The 18,495-nt window shown below is 60.2% G+C and carries 15 protein-coding genes and 2 pseudogenes; 11 read left to right on the forward strand and 6 right to left on the reverse strand.

Going from position 1 to position 18,495, the window contains the following annotated elements; genetic code table 11:
• The first annotated feature begins 897 nt into the window (after positions 1–897).
• Complete coding sequence (locus tag ACZ9J7_RS15930; RefSeq protein WP_476210759.1) at positions 898–1,779, forward strand: hypothetical protein; 882 nt, start codon at positions 898–900, stop codon at positions 1,777–1,779.
• A gap of 205 nt (positions 1,780–1,984) precedes the next feature.
• The gene (locus ACZ9J7_RS15935; RefSeq protein ID WP_364399817.1) at positions 1,985–2,527 is read left to right on the forward strand and encodes a S1 family peptidase; all 543 of its coding nucleotides are present in this window, start codon (positions 1,985–1,987) and stop codon (positions 2,525–2,527) included.
• 190 nt (positions 2,528–2,717) lie between these two features.
• Here the strand turns inward: ACZ9J7_RS15935 and ACZ9J7_RS15940 are convergent, their stop codons facing one another.
• A complete protein-coding gene (locus tag ACZ9J7_RS15940; protein WP_476210762.1) occupies positions 2,718–3,314 on the reverse strand; it encodes a DUF6308 family protein in 597 nt (198 codons plus the stop codon).
• A gap of 180 nt (positions 3,315–3,494) precedes the next feature.
• Positions 3,495–5,387: a DUF262 domain-containing protein gene (locus ACZ9J7_RS15945; RefSeq protein WP_476210763.1), complete on the reverse strand. Its 1,893-nt coding sequence runs from the start codon at positions 5,385–5,387 to the stop codon at positions 3,495–3,497.
• Positions 5,388–5,704: 317 nt separating this feature from the next.
• Here ACZ9J7_RS15945 and ACZ9J7_RS15950 point away from each other — a divergent pair, with 317 nt between their 5' ends.
• Positions 5,705–6,526: a hypothetical protein gene (locus tag ACZ9J7_RS15950; RefSeq protein WP_476210764.1), complete on the forward strand. Its 822-nt coding sequence runs from the start codon at positions 5,705–5,707 to the stop codon at positions 6,524–6,526.
• A 476-nt stretch (positions 6,527–7,002) separates the two neighbouring features.
• Here ACZ9J7_RS15950 and ACZ9J7_RS15955 read toward each other — a convergent pair whose 3' ends face one another.
• Positions 7,003–8,178: a GDSL-type esterase/lipase family protein gene (locus ACZ9J7_RS15955; protein WP_476210765.1), complete on the reverse strand. Its 1,176-nt coding sequence runs from the start codon at positions 8,176–8,178 to the stop codon at positions 7,003–7,005.
• 374 nt (positions 8,179–8,552) lie between these two features.
• Between ACZ9J7_RS15955 and ACZ9J7_RS15960 the strand changes: the two genes are divergently transcribed.
• The 7 genes and pseudogenes from ACZ9J7_RS15960 to ACZ9J7_RS15990 all read left to right on the forward strand — a co-directional run bounded on the left by ACZ9J7_RS15960 (position 8,553) and on the right by ACZ9J7_RS15990 (position 13,822).
• Positions 8,553–8,969: a hypothetical protein gene (locus tag ACZ9J7_RS15960; protein ID WP_476210767.1), complete on the forward strand. Its 417-nt coding sequence runs from the start codon at positions 8,553–8,555 to the stop codon at positions 8,967–8,969.
• The gene (locus tag ACZ9J7_RS15965; protein ID WP_268157888.1) at positions 8,966–9,889 is read left to right on the forward strand and encodes a hydroxymethylglutaryl-CoA lyase; all 924 of its coding nucleotides are present in this window, start codon (positions 8,966–8,968) and stop codon (positions 9,887–9,889) included. Before ACZ9J7_RS15960 ends, ACZ9J7_RS15965 begins: the two co-directional genes overlap by 4 nt.
• 32 nt (positions 9,890–9,921) lie before the next feature.
• Positions 9,922–10,408: pseudogene (locus ACZ9J7_RS15970) on the forward strand (transposase); the annotation flags it as partial.
• A gap of 31 nt (positions 10,409–10,439) precedes the next feature.
• Positions 10,440–10,685, forward strand: a pseudogene (locus ACZ9J7_RS15975) (SDR family oxidoreductase); the annotation flags it as partial.
• A gap of 64 nt (positions 10,686–10,749) precedes the next feature.
• Positions 10,750–11,514, forward strand: coding sequence for an IclR family transcriptional regulator (locus tag ACZ9J7_RS15980; protein ID WP_476210769.1), 765 nt, complete (start codon positions 10,750–10,752; stop codon positions 11,512–11,514).
• A gap of 101 nt (positions 11,515–11,615) precedes the next feature.
• A complete protein-coding gene (locus ACZ9J7_RS15985; RefSeq protein ID WP_476210770.1) occupies positions 11,616–12,587 on the forward strand; it encodes a PDR/VanB family oxidoreductase in 972 nt (323 codons plus the stop codon).
• A 26-nt stretch (positions 12,588–12,613) separates the two neighbouring features.
• The gene (locus ACZ9J7_RS15990) at positions 12,614–13,822 is read left to right on the forward strand and encodes a cytochrome P450 (protein ID WP_476210771.1); all 1,209 of its coding nucleotides are present in this window, start codon (positions 12,614–12,616) and stop codon (positions 13,820–13,822) included.
• 332 nt (positions 13,823–14,154) lie between these two features.
• Here the strand turns inward: ACZ9J7_RS15990 and ACZ9J7_RS15995 are convergent, their stop codons facing one another.
• Positions 14,155–15,138 carry an aldo/keto reductase gene (locus ACZ9J7_RS15995; RefSeq protein ID WP_476210772.1) on the reverse strand — a complete coding sequence of 328 codons (984 nt, stop codon included), beginning with the start codon at positions 15,136–15,138 and terminating at the stop codon, positions 14,155–14,157.
• Between the two features lie 92 nt (positions 15,139–15,230).
• Between ACZ9J7_RS15995 and ACZ9J7_RS16000 the strand changes: the two genes are divergently transcribed.
• Complete coding sequence (locus ACZ9J7_RS16000; protein WP_476210773.1) at positions 15,231–15,641, forward strand: MerR family transcriptional regulator; 411 nt, start codon at positions 15,231–15,233, stop codon at positions 15,639–15,641.
• A 642-nt stretch (positions 15,642–16,283) separates the two neighbouring features.
• Here the strand turns inward: ACZ9J7_RS16000 and ACZ9J7_RS16005 are convergent.
• On the reverse strand, positions 16,284–17,009 hold the full coding sequence (locus ACZ9J7_RS16005) for a DUF6805 domain-containing protein (RefSeq protein ID WP_476210774.1): 726 nt from the start codon (positions 17,007–17,009) through the stop codon (positions 16,284–16,286).
• 154 nt (positions 17,010–17,163) lie between these two features.
• Positions 17,164–18,174 carry a helix-turn-helix transcriptional regulator gene (locus ACZ9J7_RS16010; protein ID WP_476210776.1) on the reverse strand — a complete coding sequence of 337 codons (1,011 nt, stop codon included), beginning with the start codon at positions 18,172–18,174 and terminating at the stop codon, positions 17,164–17,166.
• Positions 18,175–18,495 lie beyond the last annotated feature (321 nt).

Here is an 18,495-nt window from a genome sequence, read left to right on the forward strand (position 1 = left end):
CCGCGAACTGACAAGAACGCCGCCACGAAGCGAAAACAATAGCCAACGGGGTACCACTCGAAGTTCAACATGGATGACCGTAGTGCCCTTTTTAGGAAAGCCCGCTGGTTCCCACTGGCGGACCGTCCTCCTGACAAGGTCGCAGCAATTCCTTTGTTCAGTTGTCGCTATCAGTGAGTGCTTATGGAGCGATGTCAGGGTGTCTTGACAGGCGGTGTCTGCAAGGTGAACCTGGCGCTATGGCTAGATACAGTGGAGGGCCTGTTACCCATCGCGCTCTGACGGGGCCCAGACAGCGGTATTCTGACATGACTGATCCGGCGTGGCAGCAAGAGTTGCTGCTCACGCTGCGGTGCATCCAGGAGATTCGGCAGAAATGTGATGGCACCGAGTTGGGGACTGTGCGGCAGGCGCGGAAGGCCGGACTGTCTTGGACCGAGATTGCGACTGCGCTAGGAGTCACACGTCAGTCTGCATGGGAGCGTTGGCGCGAGCTCGACAAGACTCTCGACCGAGGTTGAAGAGGAGCCCGCCACACCCAGGTGCTGCCGACTGGGGCGCTGCGTTAAATCACTGAGCACGTCAGGCCCGAGCACGCCACCGGATCCACACGACCGCCTCCCAGCTGGCCCCGTCGGCGGCGTCCCTCCGTCCACTCAGCGCCCACCCATGCAGCTTTGGCACCGAGTGGCCTCCTCTTCGAACGGTGTGAGGCGCTAACCCTCCCACGCGCCCGCCGTATCCGACAGGGCATCGACGGCATCCACGGTACCTGGACCGCCGCGACGTGCAGTCACTTCCGGCCGTCGTAAAAAGCCTCTTCATTTGCGCAGTGGGCCGTGACACAATCTGGCCAGTTCGTTCCGGAAACCTGGCTCCCCATTACTCTTGGCACAGGTGGATCACACCACGCAGGTTGAGAGGGAATTTATGGTGGGGGACCAGGGCGGCGTTGCCCGGCTGGAGCGAGCCGCGCGGGGGTATGCGGTGTGGGCATTGATCAACGTTGGCCTTGTCGTCGCCGGTGGCTTCTTGACCCTTGCCACGTACAACGCGGCATCGCCCGGAGGCCAGTACGTTCTCTTCATAGGCGCTATCGGCGGTGGCCTGCTTTTCGCAATTATCAATGGGGTTCGCTACTTCCGCACGCTGTCCGCACTCATCCGTATCACCGAAGCAGCAGAGACCCTAGGGGAACCGGGAAGTACTAGGACTAAATCGTGGGGGAATTTGGACGAGCTGCAGGGGTTTGGAAGCCAAGAATCAACGTCGGAACCGCAGCGACCCTCCAGACGGTGGCCGTATGTCGTATCGATCGTTATTTTGTGCTTGATTTCCGCCAGCCTGGGAGCTGGATTCGCTTACTCCACCAACTCGGCTCAGGAATGGCGGGCCTCTGCCAACAGGACATCTGATGATCTCGCAACGATGACCAAGCAGCGGGACGGCCTCAAAGCCCAGGCGGGGGACCTACAAACCAAACTCAGCGACATGACCACGCAGTTCAACACTGCGACGGACCGGATCCGCTCGTTGTCCAACGAAAAGGCCCAAGCCGGAGATCAAGCTGCATCGTTTGCCACGCTGCTCGTGATGTCCCAACAAGTCACAAAGGAAATGGACTTGTGCATCAGCGACCAGCAGAACTTTATGTCGTACTTGGCTAATTACCACGCCAGCGAGTACACCTCAGCCATCAACTCGGCACGCCAGGCCGACACAGACTGCAATCGCGCACGTGCGGACAGTAACGCCCTCTCAAAAAAGCTGGGCGGGTGAGCAGGTTGTGAAATCAGTAATCAAGCCCATTGGATTATTGCTGTGCACCATGGGATTGGCGGGATGCGGACTCACTCCAGTGCCTCCGCCTTCCGCGGTTTCCACTCGCCCGGCCGAATATGACCCCAGCGGTACGACTGCCACGCCCGTCGCCGGGCCAGTTGCCTCGACCGGATTTACTGCCTACGAACGAGCGGCACTACGCGTGCGCAACATTGGCTGTGGTGAAGTCGCAAGGGGGTCCGGATTCGCGATTTCAGACCACGTGTTCGTCACAAATCGCCACGTCATCGGAGGCGCTGCCCTTCTTCAGGTCAGTACCTACGATGGCCATGACATCGACGTCACAGCCACAGGCGCCGTGGTCATAGCCGATCTGGCCTTGGTGTGGACGAAGCAACCGCTGCCAGCCACGATTCCACTTGCTACCGAAAATCCTGTAGTCGGGGCGAACGTAACAGCCGTAGGCTTCCCACTTGGAGGCCCGCTGACGACAACGCACGGAAGGGTCTTGAAGTACGCCCCAGACCCCGTCGGGTGGTCATCACTGCCCATGCTGGTAAATGATGCGCCAATCGAGCACGGCAGCTCGGGCAGCCCGCTCATAAACGACGCAGGTCAACTCGTCGGTGTTGCCTATGCCGGCGAGGGAAACAGCTATTACGCGGTACCCGTTGAAGTTCTACGTCAGGTCTTGACTAATCCCAACAACTACTCACGCTCTGCAGCCTGCGGCGGTGTTCTCTAGAGCTCCCGCCATGGTGACGGCAGAGCATTTCCCTTAACGGTGGTCATGGCCTTCACACCGAATTGGTTTATTCTTCATCAGTTGCGAGACGGGTAAGCCGGTGTCGGCCGGGACTGATGAGTGCGGGGTATGGAAGCAGACGGTGGGTCAGCTGCCATGGGACCAACTGAGAATGTCAAGGATGCGCAAGTCACTCAGGTCCGACATGGTGGCCGGCATCCTGATTGGCCAGGGCTTGTCGAAGCTGTGCAAGACTGTCTCTGTTTGCGATGAGGTCGTTGCGGATGGCAGCCCAATACATCCGCCTGTAACCGCGGTGCTTGAATTCTTCGGCTGCCGTCATTGCCGCTCGGCAGTAAACGTTCATCAGACGCGAGTCCAGGATTGGGAACAGGTACGGGCGCTTGAAGTGCAGAATCTTGGAGGCTTTAGCCCAGCTCACTCCGCGTATATCTGTGAAGTGGGAATAGAGTTTTTGCATCGCGTCGTAGGTTCCGCCGTTATTGGCCGGGTCCGCGTCTTCAAGGCGGCCGGTAGGCGCGACTGCCGCCCAGTCTGCCCTCCAACTTCGTGACCGCTTCTCCAGCTCGGCCTGCTCAGATCGGGTAATCCGCGAGTGGATAATTCTGGTGGCCCAAATCTCTTCCGCGGTAAGGGTGTTCGGATCACCTTTGTCGCGAAAGTCGTATTTGGACAGGGTTCCTGCATAGCGCTGGCTGTAGTCCGTCAAGATTTCAATTGGTCTATTGATGGCATGGCCAGCGATTGTGATGTTACTGGTACTCATGGTTGTCCTCTTCTGGTGTCGGAAGAGCGTAGACGGGCTATAGGGATATCGGATTTTGAGATTCACAATTTAGGATTACGACGATCTTCTATCAGTGAAGTTCGTGGGTCGAAGCATAAACAATCTTAAAGGCGGGTGAGTAAACACGAATGGCATGGTGATAGGCGTCCTGTGCCTGCCTTAGGCGCGTGCCGCCTCGAAGGCGGCGTCCTGTGTCTCCACCGCGGGGCCAGGCCAGACTTGAGTGATCGCCTTGGTCAGGGCTAGCGAGCGGTTCTTGATGTCCCCATCCGTCCAGCAATCGGGGTTTCCTTGAGTGATTTCCTTATTGAGCACAAGAAGGCTGAATGCGTCTAGCAGGGTTCGCTTGCCCTTGTCCGGCTCACCACCGTCGATCAGCCCCGCTGCCTCACTGTCGGTCCAGGGACGGTTCGATAGGGAACCATTCAGGGACTTGGTAACGAGCGTAAGATTGCCGATCGTGTTTACCACTCGGTCACGCACGGCTGCCTCTTCAGGTGTAAGCCTCGGCTGCGGGTCCCAGTGAGTCCGCCAACCTTGGGGCATCACGTGCTCGATTTCCAATCCCCGAGGAAGTTCCACTGCTTCGTACCTGGTGCTATGGCTACGAAGTTGCTGTTCAACTGCACGGAGGACGACCTGGAGGCGTGACTGGCGGATATTTCCGTACAGTTTCACGTCAGGAAGGGTCGTCATCAGTTCTAGATCAGAAGGCCAGTAGCGTGTCTCCGCAGTTTGTTCCGAAAGAAAGGCTTTGATTGCAATTCCGGCGTCCTCGGCTTTGACTGCTCCAAGCGACTTCAAAGTGGCCACCATGAAGCGGTTTAAATCCTTGGAGGTCTTCCGCAGGAGTGTGCGCCGGATAACCCAGCTCTCGATAGCGTCCAGGGCGATCCGTAACTGGTCACGAGGAACCGAGTGGTTCTCCGAGAGGAGCCATAGAAAAACAGGGGTAGTGGCCGCCAGTTCCATCGTTTCAATGACCCGAGAACGGAACCGGCCCTCGGGCGTGGATACATCGAGTTCGCTCAGCCCCCGGTAAGTATCGGCATCCTTCCGCAGTTCCGTCAGCAACGCTTCAGCGCGATCGACAGTGGTTAGTCGCGACCCTGCATAGTCCGCAAAAACTCTAAATACCAGTTCCGCTTTTACTTCTTCTTGCAAGCGCATCGTGAGCCAGTACTGCAGGAAGATGTCTACACGGGACCGAATCTGACGGCCCTGGGAGATTTCAGCGCGCCACCATACGGTATCGAAGTCGGCCCAGTGTGTCCTCGACCACTTGTCCACATCTGCACCGATTTGTTCGCCCCGGCGGAATACCCAGTTCTTGATGAGGTCTGCTTTTAGTAGCGGGGTGCCCCGGTCATTCAGAGTTTCGAAAATAAGCTGCGAGTCTTCGTGGCCGGACAGGTCGATGGCGACCACTACCAATCGATGTTCAAGCGTTGAGCAGAGTTCCTTTGCGCGGAGTTCTTCAGTCCCCGGTGGGACGATCCCTTCTTCGTCTGGTGTCCCAGTTAGCCACCGTTCTACTTCGGACCGGAAGAAGTCGTGTGCCTCGATGACACGGTGCTCTTCGACCCGCGGTTCCTCTGGATCCATAGCGTGGGCAAAGGCGCTGCGGTCTGCCTGGGAGGGCCAGAGTTTGAAGCGCTCGATGCGGCCCTTGAAGGTGGACGCCTTATTCAAAATGAGCTCTTCGAGCTGATCCGCTTCCGTCTGGTGCCCGCGCCTAGCGATAACTTCGTGGGCGGCGTCAAGCAAAAGTTGAAGGGTGGTCATGCGTTGCTGGCCGTCGATGACTTCGTGTCGAGTCACATCGCCGGCAGACGGTGTCTTGGACTCGTAGACAACTGCTCCCAAGAAGTGATTTTGAATGGGGGGCTTACCGCCAGGCGCAAGATAGCTCTCGGTGACCCGGACCACGTCATCCCACAGAGGCGACCATTGGCTCTCCTCGTCCCAGACGTAGGGGCGTTGAAATGCGGGAATCTCAAAATGGCGGCGACCCTCGAAGAGGTCCCGCGGACTACGCGGATGAGTATCCACTTGCTTGCACCTTCCCGACTACGATGTCCTCAGCCACACGCTATCGGTCAAGTCGGGACGACGGTGGCAATTCTGCATTGCATTTCTTAGCGCGCCGTCGTACCCGGGACGCTGCACCCGGACTCATCACGCCTTCGAACACCGGTGGCTGACACCGGACGGTGGCCTAAGTACGCCTTTCCACCCGGCTGGACCAAACAGAATCCGCAGGACTGCTCTAGTTGTACTGACGCTGCCTGCTTCAAGCTGAGTTATAAACTGGCTCCCTAGGTCTCCGACGTGCGGCGATGCCCACTAACAAACTGAGGGAGCTTCCCATGGCACTGGTGATGTGTCCGCTGAACGGCAGCCACGAGGACGTCGAGGTCCTCGAGGTGCTGCCGGATGGGCGAAAAAGGTCCTGGTGCCCGGACTGCGACTACGCCTGGGCGCAGGGCGCGGCTCGGCCCACGCCCGGACCTCGATCGTCCCAGTGGCCGCCGAGAGATCTACCTACGGCTGAGAACGTCACCCCGGAGGCCAAAGCGGCCGCCAGGCGCCTCCAGGCCGAGTTCCTGCGACAGGAGGATGCAGGAATCGATCCTCGCGTGCCGGGCTTCTGGTCCAAGTACAAACGCATCTTCAGCGAGGAATGCCTTTCCACTGCAGATCCGGCAGACCTGCGGGCGTTCGGGACCGACACCAGCGGGTCCAACCTAGGCGATCAAAGGGCATTCCTCCGTGCTTTCGACAAGAACCCGGAGTATGGTGCAGCTCAGGTCCGTCAGGTGGTGAACTATTTGCTGCGGGGGACTGACAAGCCCTTGGAGGATCGGCTCACAGACATAATTAACGATCGCGTCTCGTTCTCATTCCCGGGCTTCAAGGAAGTACTGCTCTCGAAAGTGCTTTCGGTCGCTTATCAAGAGAGGTTCCTGACACTCCTGACTTATAAACACAAGTCGATGGCGGCTAGAGCACTTTTCGGACTGGACTTGCCGCCTCAGTCCCAGTCGCTGATCGGTCAGCAGATCGTGTGGAGCAACGACCTGCTGATGGGGCTTGTGGGCGATCGCTTCATGCACGGTCCACACGCAGGCGAGTTCCTGTGGTGGACGCTGCGCCAGGCCGCGAATAAGCGGCAACTGCCGCAACAGTAAGAATGCGGACCAAACCGAATGGCTGACGGCGCAGATTTCCGTGAGCCTGAGCAGGCAGGTATTAGTGGAAAGAAGCAGTGTGGACATTGTCCACAGTTTCCGTCTTGTACTGGGCCAAACAGCCCTCGGACTGACCCGGACTCCGCATGTTTTCGCGGGTTCCCAGTGTTTTCAAGGGTTGGAATGTAGTTCGAGTCCCACCTCGGGCACAGTGTTTCCGCGGGTCAGAGGCTTTTTTGCTGTTTAGTGTGTACAAACCTTGACGCCGGTAAATTTTGGGCGTACAAGCAGGTTCGGTCGCGTGCTCTCCGACCAGGCCGGCTAATGGGCTCGCGTCCTCCGGAAGTTTGTAATTACGTCAGCCAGCACAGCCTTCCATCGCGAGATACATCAGCAAAGGGATGCTGCTCTTCCGCGGCTTGGGGGCCCGCGAAAGCGATTAGGCTGGCTGGCTACGGCTGGAGCCACAGCCAGGACTACGAGGGTGAAATGGCCGGGCGCCACGGTTCAGAGCGGGTAATCGCTGTGAAGCGTTTGCCCATGAGTTCGTATCCCGCAGCATTAGGGTGCAGACCATCCGGCAGGTACTCGGCGTCGCCGGCGCCGAAAAGTCGGAGCCCGTCGAGGAAATAGAGGTTCGGGTCATTTGCGGCCCTCGACTCGACGATGGACGCAAGAATCTTTCGAATTTCGACCAATGTTAGCTGCCCGTCATTGGGTCGGCGAGGAATATCGCTGCCACGAACGGTCCCGTTTTCGGACATCGTCGGTCCAGGTGTTTCTTCGTGCGCCGGGCAGAAAATTGGGCCGATAATGACGACTGGTGTCTCTGGCTGGCCCTCACGGATCGTGTCCAGAAAGCCGTGAACTGCTGGCCCAAAGGTGCGCTTTCGAAAGGTTGCTCCATTAACCACATTGATTCCGAGTTTGAGCGTGATGAGTTCAGCCGGTTCATTCCTGATGGATCTGGCAACGAACGGATCAAGATGTGCCGAACCGCCCAGCCCGAGGTTGAGCAAATCCAAACCCAATTCACGCGCGGCGATCACCGGCCAAACACCCAAAGGTGTGTCGGCCGCGGCTGCCTGGCTGATAGAACTTCCATAGTGGATCCAACGCGGACCGGTCCGATTTCCCGGCCGCAGCTCAGAATCAGCACGCAGCCGGTGAAGTCGGATACTGGAGTTGTGCGGCAGCCAAATCTCGACAGTCTGATCGCCATCAGCGGGAGGTAGTTCGAACCGCACAATGCTCCGCGAACCCGGGACCGTGACAGGTGGCTGATCACGATCACCGACCTGCAGAATATCGCCCTCCTCGAAGAACACACTTTCCTCGTGGCCGCCTCCGGTCGTGAGGCAAACTGCCGCGGGCCGGGCGGGGAATCCGAGCCACTCCAGCGAGACTCGGGTGAATGTCATTTCCAACTCGATCCAACTGGCAGCGGTCGTCAATACCAGCCGGACTCCCGAACTCTCTGAGGATGCTCGCCCGATCATCAGATCCCCACCGTCCTGAGCACGCGTCCAACCAGGAAGGCGCGAAATGCTAATCCCATCTTCCACAGCTTCTACATGCAAGGCCCCGCGGACCGCATCCCTGATCAGCGGAAAGTTCCCTACCGCAAGGTCCCACTCGGTCAAAAATGGCATCGTCGAATTCCTCAAAGTTCTTAGGGCAAACCCCAGTTGTCCGACTTAGGATTCTCTATCGGGAACCAAGTGGACATCACCATTTTCATTGAGTGACAACCGGCCTGCCGCTGAGCTACATCTTTACGGAAACGTGGTCTTCCTCGGCCAAGGCACCCATGGCGAAGTGACCGACATACCCGGCTACCTTCGCAAGTGCGATCGGCCCAGAACGCATTGACGCGCTGCTGCCCGGACAGAAGTGCGTACGAGTTTGGATCGGGGGTGGTTGACGGCTTGACGAACATAGAAGCATCCGGGACTGCTGCCGGACGTCAGGTTGAGGTGTGCCCGACCTGGCAAACATAGCTCTTGACGCCGATTCTCCGGACCTAATGAGGCCAGCTACCTACGAGACCGTTAGATTTTTCGCAGTTCCACGGACAGCGAGGGGAAACCTCGTCGGAACGTTGGAATTGCCGATGCCGGTCGGCCTGGTCGGAGGCGCCACCAAGGTTCACCCGGTGGCGCAGGCGAATGTTGCCGTTCTGGGTGTGGGCACCGCAACCGAGCTGGCAGAGATCATCCTGGCCGTCGGTCTGGCCCAGAACGCAGGGGCTCTCCGTGCCTTGGCAACAGAGGGCATCCAGCGGGGCCACATGTCCCTGCACGCGCGCAACATCGCAGTCACTGTCGGAGCGCATCTGGACGAGGTGGACGCCGTCGTCGCCCGGATGATTGCAGAGAAGAGCGTCCGAACCGACTTTGCGGAGAAGGTCCTCGCCGAATTCCGCGCCGGAGCCCGGGCGTGACGGGGCCGCGGCCAGCGGTCTACAGCACTCCAGGCTTCCCCACGGATGTCAGGGTCTACGAGGTGGGCCCCCGCGACGGCCTTCAGGCAGAAGCTACGCTCGTACCCACGCATGTAAAGGTTCGCTTCATTAAAGAGCTTGCTGAGGCTGGCCTGCCAGTCGTGGAGGCGACCAGCTTTGTGTCGCCGAAATGGGTGCCCCAGCTTTCCGACGCTGCGGAGGTGCTCGCGGAACTCGGCGACCTCACCAGCCATCCTGTTCTGGTCCCCAACATGCGCGGACTTGAACGGGCCCGGGAGAGCGGGGCGAAGTCCGTGGCAGTGTTTGTCAGCGCCACCGAGACGTTCGCCCGGAAGAACCTCAACATGAGCCGCGCCTCAGCCTGTGAGACGGCGATGGAAGTCGTCGCTGAAGCCATCAAGAGAGGCATGACAGCCCGCGGTTACGTGTCCATGTGCTTCGGGGACCCGTGGGAAGGGCCGGTGGGGAAAGACACGGTGGCAGAAGTTTCGCGTCAACTGCTGGACGCGGGCTGTTACGAAATCAGCCTCGGTGACACCATTGGCGTCGCCACCGCCGGGCACGTGAAAGCCCTAATAGATGAGCACGTCCAAGGCGGCGTACCGCTGGAGCGGCTTGCCCTGCATTTTCACGATACGTACGGGCAGGCGCTCTCCAACGTCCTGGCCGGTCTCCAGGCCGGGATCACCTGCTTCGACGCATCTACCGGCGGCATAGGTGGATGCCCTTTCGCAGGAAGCGCGACGGGCAACTTGGCCATGGAGGAACTCTTGTGGCTCCTCCACGGGCTGGGAATAAGTACAGGCGTTGACCTGGACGCAGTAGTGCGGGCGGGCCAGACCATCACTGATCTCCTTGGCCGTCGGCCTTCCCGGATTGCCCAGGCTATGGCTGGCTGATCTGGCGGGGAGGACTGATCATGAGCGTAACCATGGATCCCATGGTGACTGATGTGGATCAGGAAGAGTTAGCGCAGCAGCTCCTGGCCCAGGCCAGGGAGCGGGGCATGGGCCTCGTCGGCCCTGACGGGCTGTTGAACCGTTGACGAAGAACGTATTGGAGACCGCTTTGGAAGCGGAAAGGAACGAACACCTCGGATACGAAAAGCACGACGTGGCCGGGCTGGGGAGCGGGAGCTCCGGCAAAGGCACCCGCACGAAAACCCTGCTGACTGAGATCGGGCCGGTGGAGATCGATGCGCCGCGGGACGCCGGCTCCATTTCCGATCCTCAATCGTGCGCAAGCGGCAGCGGCGGCTGACCGGTGTTGAAGAGATCGTGTTGTCACTGAGCCCGAAAGGGCTCACGACCGAGGAGATCGCGGCGCACTTCGCCGAAGTGTTCGGCGCCAGCGGCTCCAAGGACACCACCTCGCGCATCACCGAGAAGGGCAGCGGGGAGATGATCGAGTGGCAGAACCCGCAACCAAGCACGGCGTAATGGGGTCACCAAGAACGCGGCTACAGGGTATGGGGGACGCGGTATTAAAGTCAACGCTATTCTCCCCAATGCGATTCGCACACCTCTTGCCGGGACCGCGCCTCCGGAGGTTATCGAAAGTTTGATTGCCCCTCAGACGATCAAACGAATGGGAGAGCCAGGGGAGGTCGGTTACGCTGCAGCCTTCCTGATCTCAGACCGTGCGCTCTTCGTGACCGGCACCAGCCTTCCGGTCGATGGTGGATTCTTCGCCTAGACTGACGTTCGCCATCGTCTAAGCAGGCTCGACACTTCCTTGGCAGTACCGGAAGCTATAGAACATGCCTCGTACTCAAAGAGGGGAATCGGTCCTCTCGCGCGCAGTCCGCATCGTAGAGGCTTTCGGGCCCGGTGATACGGCCCTGACAATCACTGAAATTGCGCGGCGGTCCGGGCTGCACATCGCGACCGCATCTCGCTTGGTGGAAGAACTCGGTAGATTTGGGTGGCTTCAAAGGGACGAGGACCGCCGCGTGCGGATCGGGGTTCGAATGTGGGAAGTGGTTTCGCGCGCCTCGCCAACCCTCAGCCTCAGGGAAGCCGCCATGCCTGTCATGGAGGACCTCCATGCGATTGTTGGCCAGAACATCCAACTGGGTGTCATGGAAGGCGACGAGGTGCTTTTCGTCGAGCGTCTCACAGCCCCCGGAGCCGTCATCAACATCACGAGGGTTGCAGGACGCCTGCCCCTGCACGCCTCATCCTCAGGTCTGCTGCTCCTGGCATTCGCCCCGCCGGCGCAGCAGGAACGCATCTTGGGGCAACCGCTGGAAGTGTTCACTGAACAGACCATCAGCACCCCCTCACAGCTGCGGGCAGCCCTGGCAGAGGTGCGTCGCCAGGGATATGCCTTCCTGCCCGGACACATACACCCCGATGCCACCGGCGTCGCCGTGCCCGTCAAGGACCCGGCCGGAAAAGTAGTGGCCGCCTTGGCGATCGTTGTACCGAACGACGCCGCCGCAAAGTCTCGCATCGCCGTACTTCAAGCCGCTTCCTCCGCTGTGTCCCGTGCGATGGAGTACCCGGCGCCCCCTCCTTCATAGCTCCCCCCAAGATTTATTCTCTCAATCATTGAGACTCGCGTAGTGGTGTAGGTCACGTTCGGTTGAACCTTGGGTAGAACGCTGCGAGCAAAGGAGCCGAGATGTTAACGGGAATGAATTCCGTCGCCGACGGGTCGCAAATCCAGCTGACCGTGACGGCGAAGATCAGGGTTTCGACAGACGTGGTTGCCCTGAACCTGGCCCGCCCTGATGGGCGGAGGTTGCCTGACTGGACGCCAGGATCCCATGTGGATGTAGTGCTTCCCTCCCGCATTATTCGTCAGTATTCGCTTTGCGGGGACAGGTGGGACGCTTACAGCTACCGCATTGCTGTCCTGCATGAGCGGACCGGGCGCGGGGGCTCCGCCTACATCCACGAAGAGCTGACGAAGGGGACTATGGTGGCGCTGGGCGGGCCCCGGAACAATTTCCCTCTTGTGCCTTCCGAAAAGTACCTGTTCATCGCTGGCGGTATCGGCATAACCCCGATGCTTCCGATGATCCAGCAGGCAGAGATGCTTGGGGCTGACTGGAAGCTGCTCTATCTTGGCCGGTCAAGGAACACTATGGCCTTTCTGGACGAGCTCGCTGCCTACGGCGAGCGGGTTGTGGTCATGCCCAAGGACGAAACCGGGCCGTGTCACCTGGGTGAGCTCATCGGCGGGCCCTCCATGGATACGAAAGTCTACGTCTGCGGTCCGCAACGCCTTCTGACCGCCGTCGAACATCATTGCGCCCAATGGCCGACAGGCTTGCTGCGTCTGGAACACTTCGCGGCCAAGGCGCAGGGCGCCCCGGCGCGGGACACAGCCTTCGAAGTCGAGCTTGCCCGGGCAGGCCTCTCCGTTACTGTTTCCCCGGACGAGAGCGTTCTTGACGCACTTCAGGGGGCCGGAATAAACGTTTTGACGTCCTGCCGGGAAGGGACCTGCGGAACCTGCGAAGTGACCGTCCTTGCGGGGGAGCCTGACCACCGCGACTCCATTCTCGGCGACGCTGACCGGGCCGCGGGCCACTGCATGCTTCCATGCGTCTCACGCTCCTGCAGTGACCGCTTAGTTATTGACCTCTAACCCGGCTTCCTGAGAGAGGACCCGCGATGACTGCACAACCAATTACCTCGGATACCCCCGTAAGCAACGTCGACCCGTTCAGCTACGACGTACTCGAGGACCCCCTACCGTTCCAAGCCGCCCTCCGCGAGGCTGGTCCTGTTGTGTATCTGGAAAAGTACGATGTTTATGCGATGGGCCGCTACGCGGAAGTTCATGCTGCCCTGACTGACTGGCAAACCTTCCAATCTGCCGCCGGCGTGGGGCTGAGCAACTTCCGCTATGAAAAGCCGTGGCGGCCGCCGAGCCTGCTCCTGGAAGCTGACCCTCCTCACCACGATGCACCCCGCGCAATCCTTTCCAAAATACTTGGGCCCCGCGAGCTCCGCCTGCTGGCCGAGTCTTGGGCAGCCGACGCGGAGGAACTTGTGGACGATCTACTGGCGAAGGGCACCGAGTTTGACGCTGTCACGGACCTCGCCGCAGCGTTCCCCCTCAGGATCTTTCCGGATGCCGTCGGCATACCCCAAGAGGGGCGGGAGAACCTCCTGCCTTACGGAGACCACGTCTTCAACGCGTTCGGCCCTCCCAATGAACTCGTCGCCAAGGGAGCACCGCGCGTCGCCCAGCTTTCGGCGTCCATTGCCGCTCAGTGCGCCCGAGATGTTTTGACACCGGATGGATTTGGTGCGCAGATTTGGGCAGCGGCTGACAGGGGAGACATCACTGAAGCCCAGGCACCTTTGATTGTGCGGTCACTGCTCACTGCCGGCGTCGACACAACAGTGAACGGTCTCGCTGCCGTCCTTTCCGCGTTCGCCACCTACCCAGACCAGTGGGCCCGGCTGCGCGAAAATCCTGCCCTGTCGCGTACTGCGTTTGACGAGGCCGTACGGTTCGAGTCGCCCGTGCAGACGTTCTTCCGGACCACGACCCGCGACATCGAAGTGGGCGGAACCCTCATTCCCGAGGGCAGAAAGATCCTGATGTTCCTTGGCTCAGCCAACCGCGACCCACGCCGCTGGGAAAACCCCGAAATTTTCGACCTGAACCGGGACCCTTCCGGCCACGTCGGGTTCGGCTTCGGCATCCACCAATGCGTCGGCCAGCACGTCGCACGGCTGGAGGCGTCGACCATCCTGAACACACTGGCGAAACGCATCACATCCCTTGAAATCAACGGCCCAACCCGTCGGCACCACAACAACACCCTGCGGGCCTGGGAATCCCTGCCCGTGCGCGTCGAACTGGCCTGAAAGCCGCAGACGAGGCACTCAAGACGGAAACCCGCCCATCCGGGATACCAGACAAGTAATGCGACATACATGATGACGGCCACCTTCGGGCGGCGGCCCTGACTCACCCCTTGCCACCTCTCATCCCGAACTGCTTTCGGCGCTAACTCCTAAGTGCTAATGCAGCGCTGGAGGAATTGCCACGGCCATACCGCTGATTGTTATTCCGACGGAAAGGGGAATGTCCGCTGTAGCAGGCGCGGCCTGCCGACGTTCTGACCTTGGTGTAGGAGTTCGCAGGAGCCCTGACCCGGCCACTAGACACATACATCCCAAGATGGCGCCTGGTCGTGCTAGCCTCGGTCCCGCGCCATGGCTGCTTGGGTGTTCCGGGTGCCGGTTGCTGCTCCGTGGGGTGAGGCTTTCTCGATTTGGGCGAGGTCCGCCGTGGTGAGCTCGACGTCGGCTGCGGCTGCGTTCTCTTCCACGCGATGGGTCTTGGTGGTCCCTGGGATGGGGGTTGTGCCGTTGTGGATCACCCAGGCAAGTGCGAGCTGCGCTGGTGTGATGCCCCTTCGCTCCGAGATCGTCCGCAGCACGTCCAGGATCCGGAGGTTGGCCTCGATGGCTGAATCGGAGAATCGAGGCAGGTTCCTGCGGGCATCACCTTCCGGCAGATCATCCTTTCTGGTGATCGTGCCGCCGAGGAAGCCCCGGCCCAGCGGCGAGAACGGAACAAACCCGATGCCCAGTTCACGGGCGGCATCAAGGACTCCGTTGTGCTCCGCATCCCGCTCGAACAGGCTGTACTCCGACTGAATGGCTGTGATCGGGAACGTGGCATGAGCTCTCCGCAGTGTTTGGGCTGACGTTTCGGAGACGCCGATGTAGCGGACCTTGCCGGACTCCACCGCCTGCCCCATCGCCCCGATCGTTTCCTCAACCGGTGTTGCCGGGTCGACGCGGTGCAGGTACCAGAGATCGATATAGTCGGTTCCCAGATGACGAAGGGACCGGTCGAGGGCCCGGCGTGCGTACTCAGGGGAACCGTTGGGCCCATGAGGCGTCCCGTCGTCGTCGAACTCAATGGCGAACTTCGTGGCAATGCTCACGCGATCGCGATCACCGCCAAGCGCTTTCCCCAGCAGTTGCTCATTGGTGAAGGGCCCGTAGGCCTCAGCGGTGTCGAACATAGTCACTCCGAGGTCCAGCGCCCGGCGGATGGTCCTGAACGATTCGTCCTCGGTGGCGCCGCCGTAGAAAGCGCTCATACCCATGCAACCAAGGCCCATGACGGAGGTGGTCAGGCCTTGCGAGCCCAGTGGAACCTGTTTCATATGCTGCCCTTTCACATCAAGGTCCGGAGCGTCCGGATGCTTCCAGCGTCGGTGCTGGTGTGCACACCATGTCAAATGGGAGACTGGGGAGCATGCCTCCCCTGACACCGGCCGGACCCGACCCCGGCCTCACCATCAGTGAAGCGGCAGACCTTCTGGGCACCACCGTGGACACCATCCGCTATTACGAGAAGGAAGGCATCGCCCCCGCGCCGGGAAGAGGGCCGAGCGGGTGGCGCAGATACGATGCTTCGGCCGTGAGTTGGCTCGCTGGGGTGCTCATGCTCCGCGGTACCGGCATGAATATCCAACAGATGCGTGAGTACGCCGTTGCGTACCAGGCCGGGGCCTCTGCAGAAGACCGGCTCGCCCTGCTTGAGCAGCACCACGAGGCGGTTCTTGACCGACTCGCGGAAGTACATGTGCACCTCGGTGCCCTGGAACGGAAAATCAGCGCCTACAGGGAAGCCATCCACACCGGCAATCAGGTGCCGAGCCCATAGCTGCCGTCAGCCGTGTCAACGAGAAGGCAATGTAGCGGGGGTGTGGAACAAAACGCGATTTTCTGCAGCTAACTACGCGAGCAGTCCCACTGTACTCGACAAGCTTTCCTAGTCCTCGTTCTCCCGGTGTTGGCGAATAATCATCACGCCACCTTCCTGCGGGACCACACGTCAAGAAGATCCGCGCGGCAAGTGGGCCTCGCTGCGATCGAGCTGCGCGCCCGGCGCTGGCCCCAGGACCTGCTCGCGTGTCCCTAATACCTGCATTGCCCCCTCCAGCCGATTGGCTTCCCCGCGGGAGCGCAGGGATCACAACGTGGACGCCGGGCCGCAGGGAACACCACAATCAAATAGAGCAGATGGGTACCTATTGCCTACATGGGCCACGACTTCCGGATGGGGAACAGGTGTACTTCGCTGTCAGCAGCGGAGGGAACCGGGTGACCTTCGCCAAGCTCCTCAGCAATGGGCAAACCTGTGTCGCGACCAACCTTGCAGAATGCGGGTCAGAGACCCGTCCTGGTCAGAAACGTTCGTTGCGGGGGCTTCCACGTGCTCGCAACAAACCTAAGTCTCTACAAATGCAATGAGCAAGGGGTGGGGTAGGTGGCCCGCTTCGAGAGCATGCGATCGTTGCCTTCGTTAGCCGTGGTCATCTGTTTTTCGCAGTTCCACCGACAGCAAGTCCTCGGTGGTGGAGCCTGCCTCCGCATGCACCGCGAGCACGAGTGTCTGCGAGTCCTGAATTCTTGCTTCCGCCGGGATGGCGTACTCGATTACCCCGTGGCCATCATTCGTTGCGGAACGCAATACCTTAGTCAGAGGCGCACCGTTTAGGGTGAGCCGGGTGAGCCGCTGGCGACGTCCCGGATTTTTGCGGCTTTTGATCCTGAGGCAGGCTGCTTCAATGTGGGGGTCCTTGAGGATGCAGGAGAACCAGCCTGTTGCGGTTCGCCAGTGCAGGCCGTCCTGTCCAGCGGCGCGCGTGCCTTCGCCAGCGAAGAAATGGTCAGCTTCTGGTTGCTGTTCGCCGGCGGTGACGGCGTCGGTGACGGCCTCCGATGTCGCTGCATCTGCATCCATGATGGCGAGTTCGGCGGTCCGGACCTCGGGGACCGGTCCGGTTGGCCAGTAGACCGTGTAGCGGTCGTTGTGGAGCCCCGCGAATGGTTCAAGGCGGACACGGACGGTAGAGCCATCCTTTGTGGCCGTGAGGTCCGCGGCCAGCGTCTCGCGGTTGATCATGACAACTGCGTCTGCCGGCTGGCGTGCGGAGACGACCGGAGTGTTCGCGAGGGCTGTTTGGCGGCCGCTGGTGACATGGGCCCATGCGTTCGTCAGGTGCTTCGAAGCTTTCCGCCGAGCCATCCACCAATAGATCTCGGGGAGTGTTCCGCCACGAGGTTGTTCCACGTCCAAGGAAGTGGGACATAAGCCCACGCCCCTTCATTGCTGATTTCCGTGTGTGCACTTCGCGGCTCGGATTCCGTGTGCTTAATGATCTGCGGCGGTCAGATGGTCCTCACAGGGAGGTACTGTATGAGTCGAGTCTTCGAAGGCCGGCGTTGATCGCTACTGCAGCAACACCGGCTCGGGATTCCTGGGCCGTCTTCACGAGGATGTTCTCCACGTGAGTTGTGACGGTGCGGATGGAAATGCCGAGTTCAGATGCGATCTGTTGGTTAGAGCGCCCCAATGCAATGCGATCGGTAACCTCGGCTTCGCGTGCTGTCAGCCCGAAGGGAAGCTCCATTGGAGTCTCAACGATCAAAGCGACGTCACCTTTGCCTGATGCCACCCCGGCAGTGCGGGTGATCTCCAGCGCTACGCTTCCCTTCTCGGAGGTCCAAAGCCCGGACACGGAAGCTGCCGGTCCGGCCAGAAAGCGCGAGACGAAGTCCCTGAACCGGGAGTCAAATACGACACCGCTCATCTCCCTGGAAATGACGGGCCTAGGCGAATCCTGTCCATCGAAGAGCGCTGCTCTACAGTCTTCGCGAAGTCGCAGTATTGGGTAGCCGGAAGATTGCCTTCGGCACAGCTCTGCGACGATCGGGGACAGCGCGCCAATAAGGTCGCGGGCATCATCGTCGAAGTTGTGGAAACGGGAGGCGGAAAGGTGGAGCATTCCCGCGTATTGGCCGTCGTCGGAGATGAGGCAGGCGCTCATGCCATCCGCGAAACCTGCGGGTGCCAGCGCCGTCTGGTACAGCTCCGTATCCCGGTAGTCGTACTTCAGGTCATCGATGCGTAACGGTTGATGAAGCTTAAGCAGCTTCCGATGGGCTTTGGTTGAAGCGTAGGGGTCACCCAGTGCTGTGAGGGTTTCTGGCTGGTAGCCATCGTTGGCCAGCACGTCGTGTTTGGATAGCGCACGGTTCCAGAAAATCAGTGCGGCGGCGTCGTGCCTGGTTCCGTCGGCCAGAACGTGCAGAATCTCGTTGGCGCCGTCGCGCTGGTATTGGGCTGCGCCGGCAGCGAAAGCTGCCTTGAGGAGAATTTGGGACTTTCCGCTGACCATGATGGCCTCCAAGACGGGAGGATCCTGACCTCCGGGTACGGGCTAATTATACGGCCCTCTCTTTCGTATCGGGCCTGACGGACGCCTAGGCAGGCCGCAGCCGTCCGGTTTCGTCAGGGCGTACGTACAAATACCGATGTTGCCAGGACCTCTGTATTCCTAGGCTTGATCACACGGAGTGATGAGCGTCACCTGAGTCGTGAAAGAGCACAAAGTGACAAGCAATGAGCCAAAACTTCTTCTCGGAACTCACACCAAGTGTGAGACGAAGTGCCCCTTTGGCAGGGCAACGCGGCCAGCCGGCTGCAACGACAGAAGCGATTCCGGCGACGC

It is taken from the genome of Pseudarthrobacter sp. TE9888 (assembly GCF_056279345.1).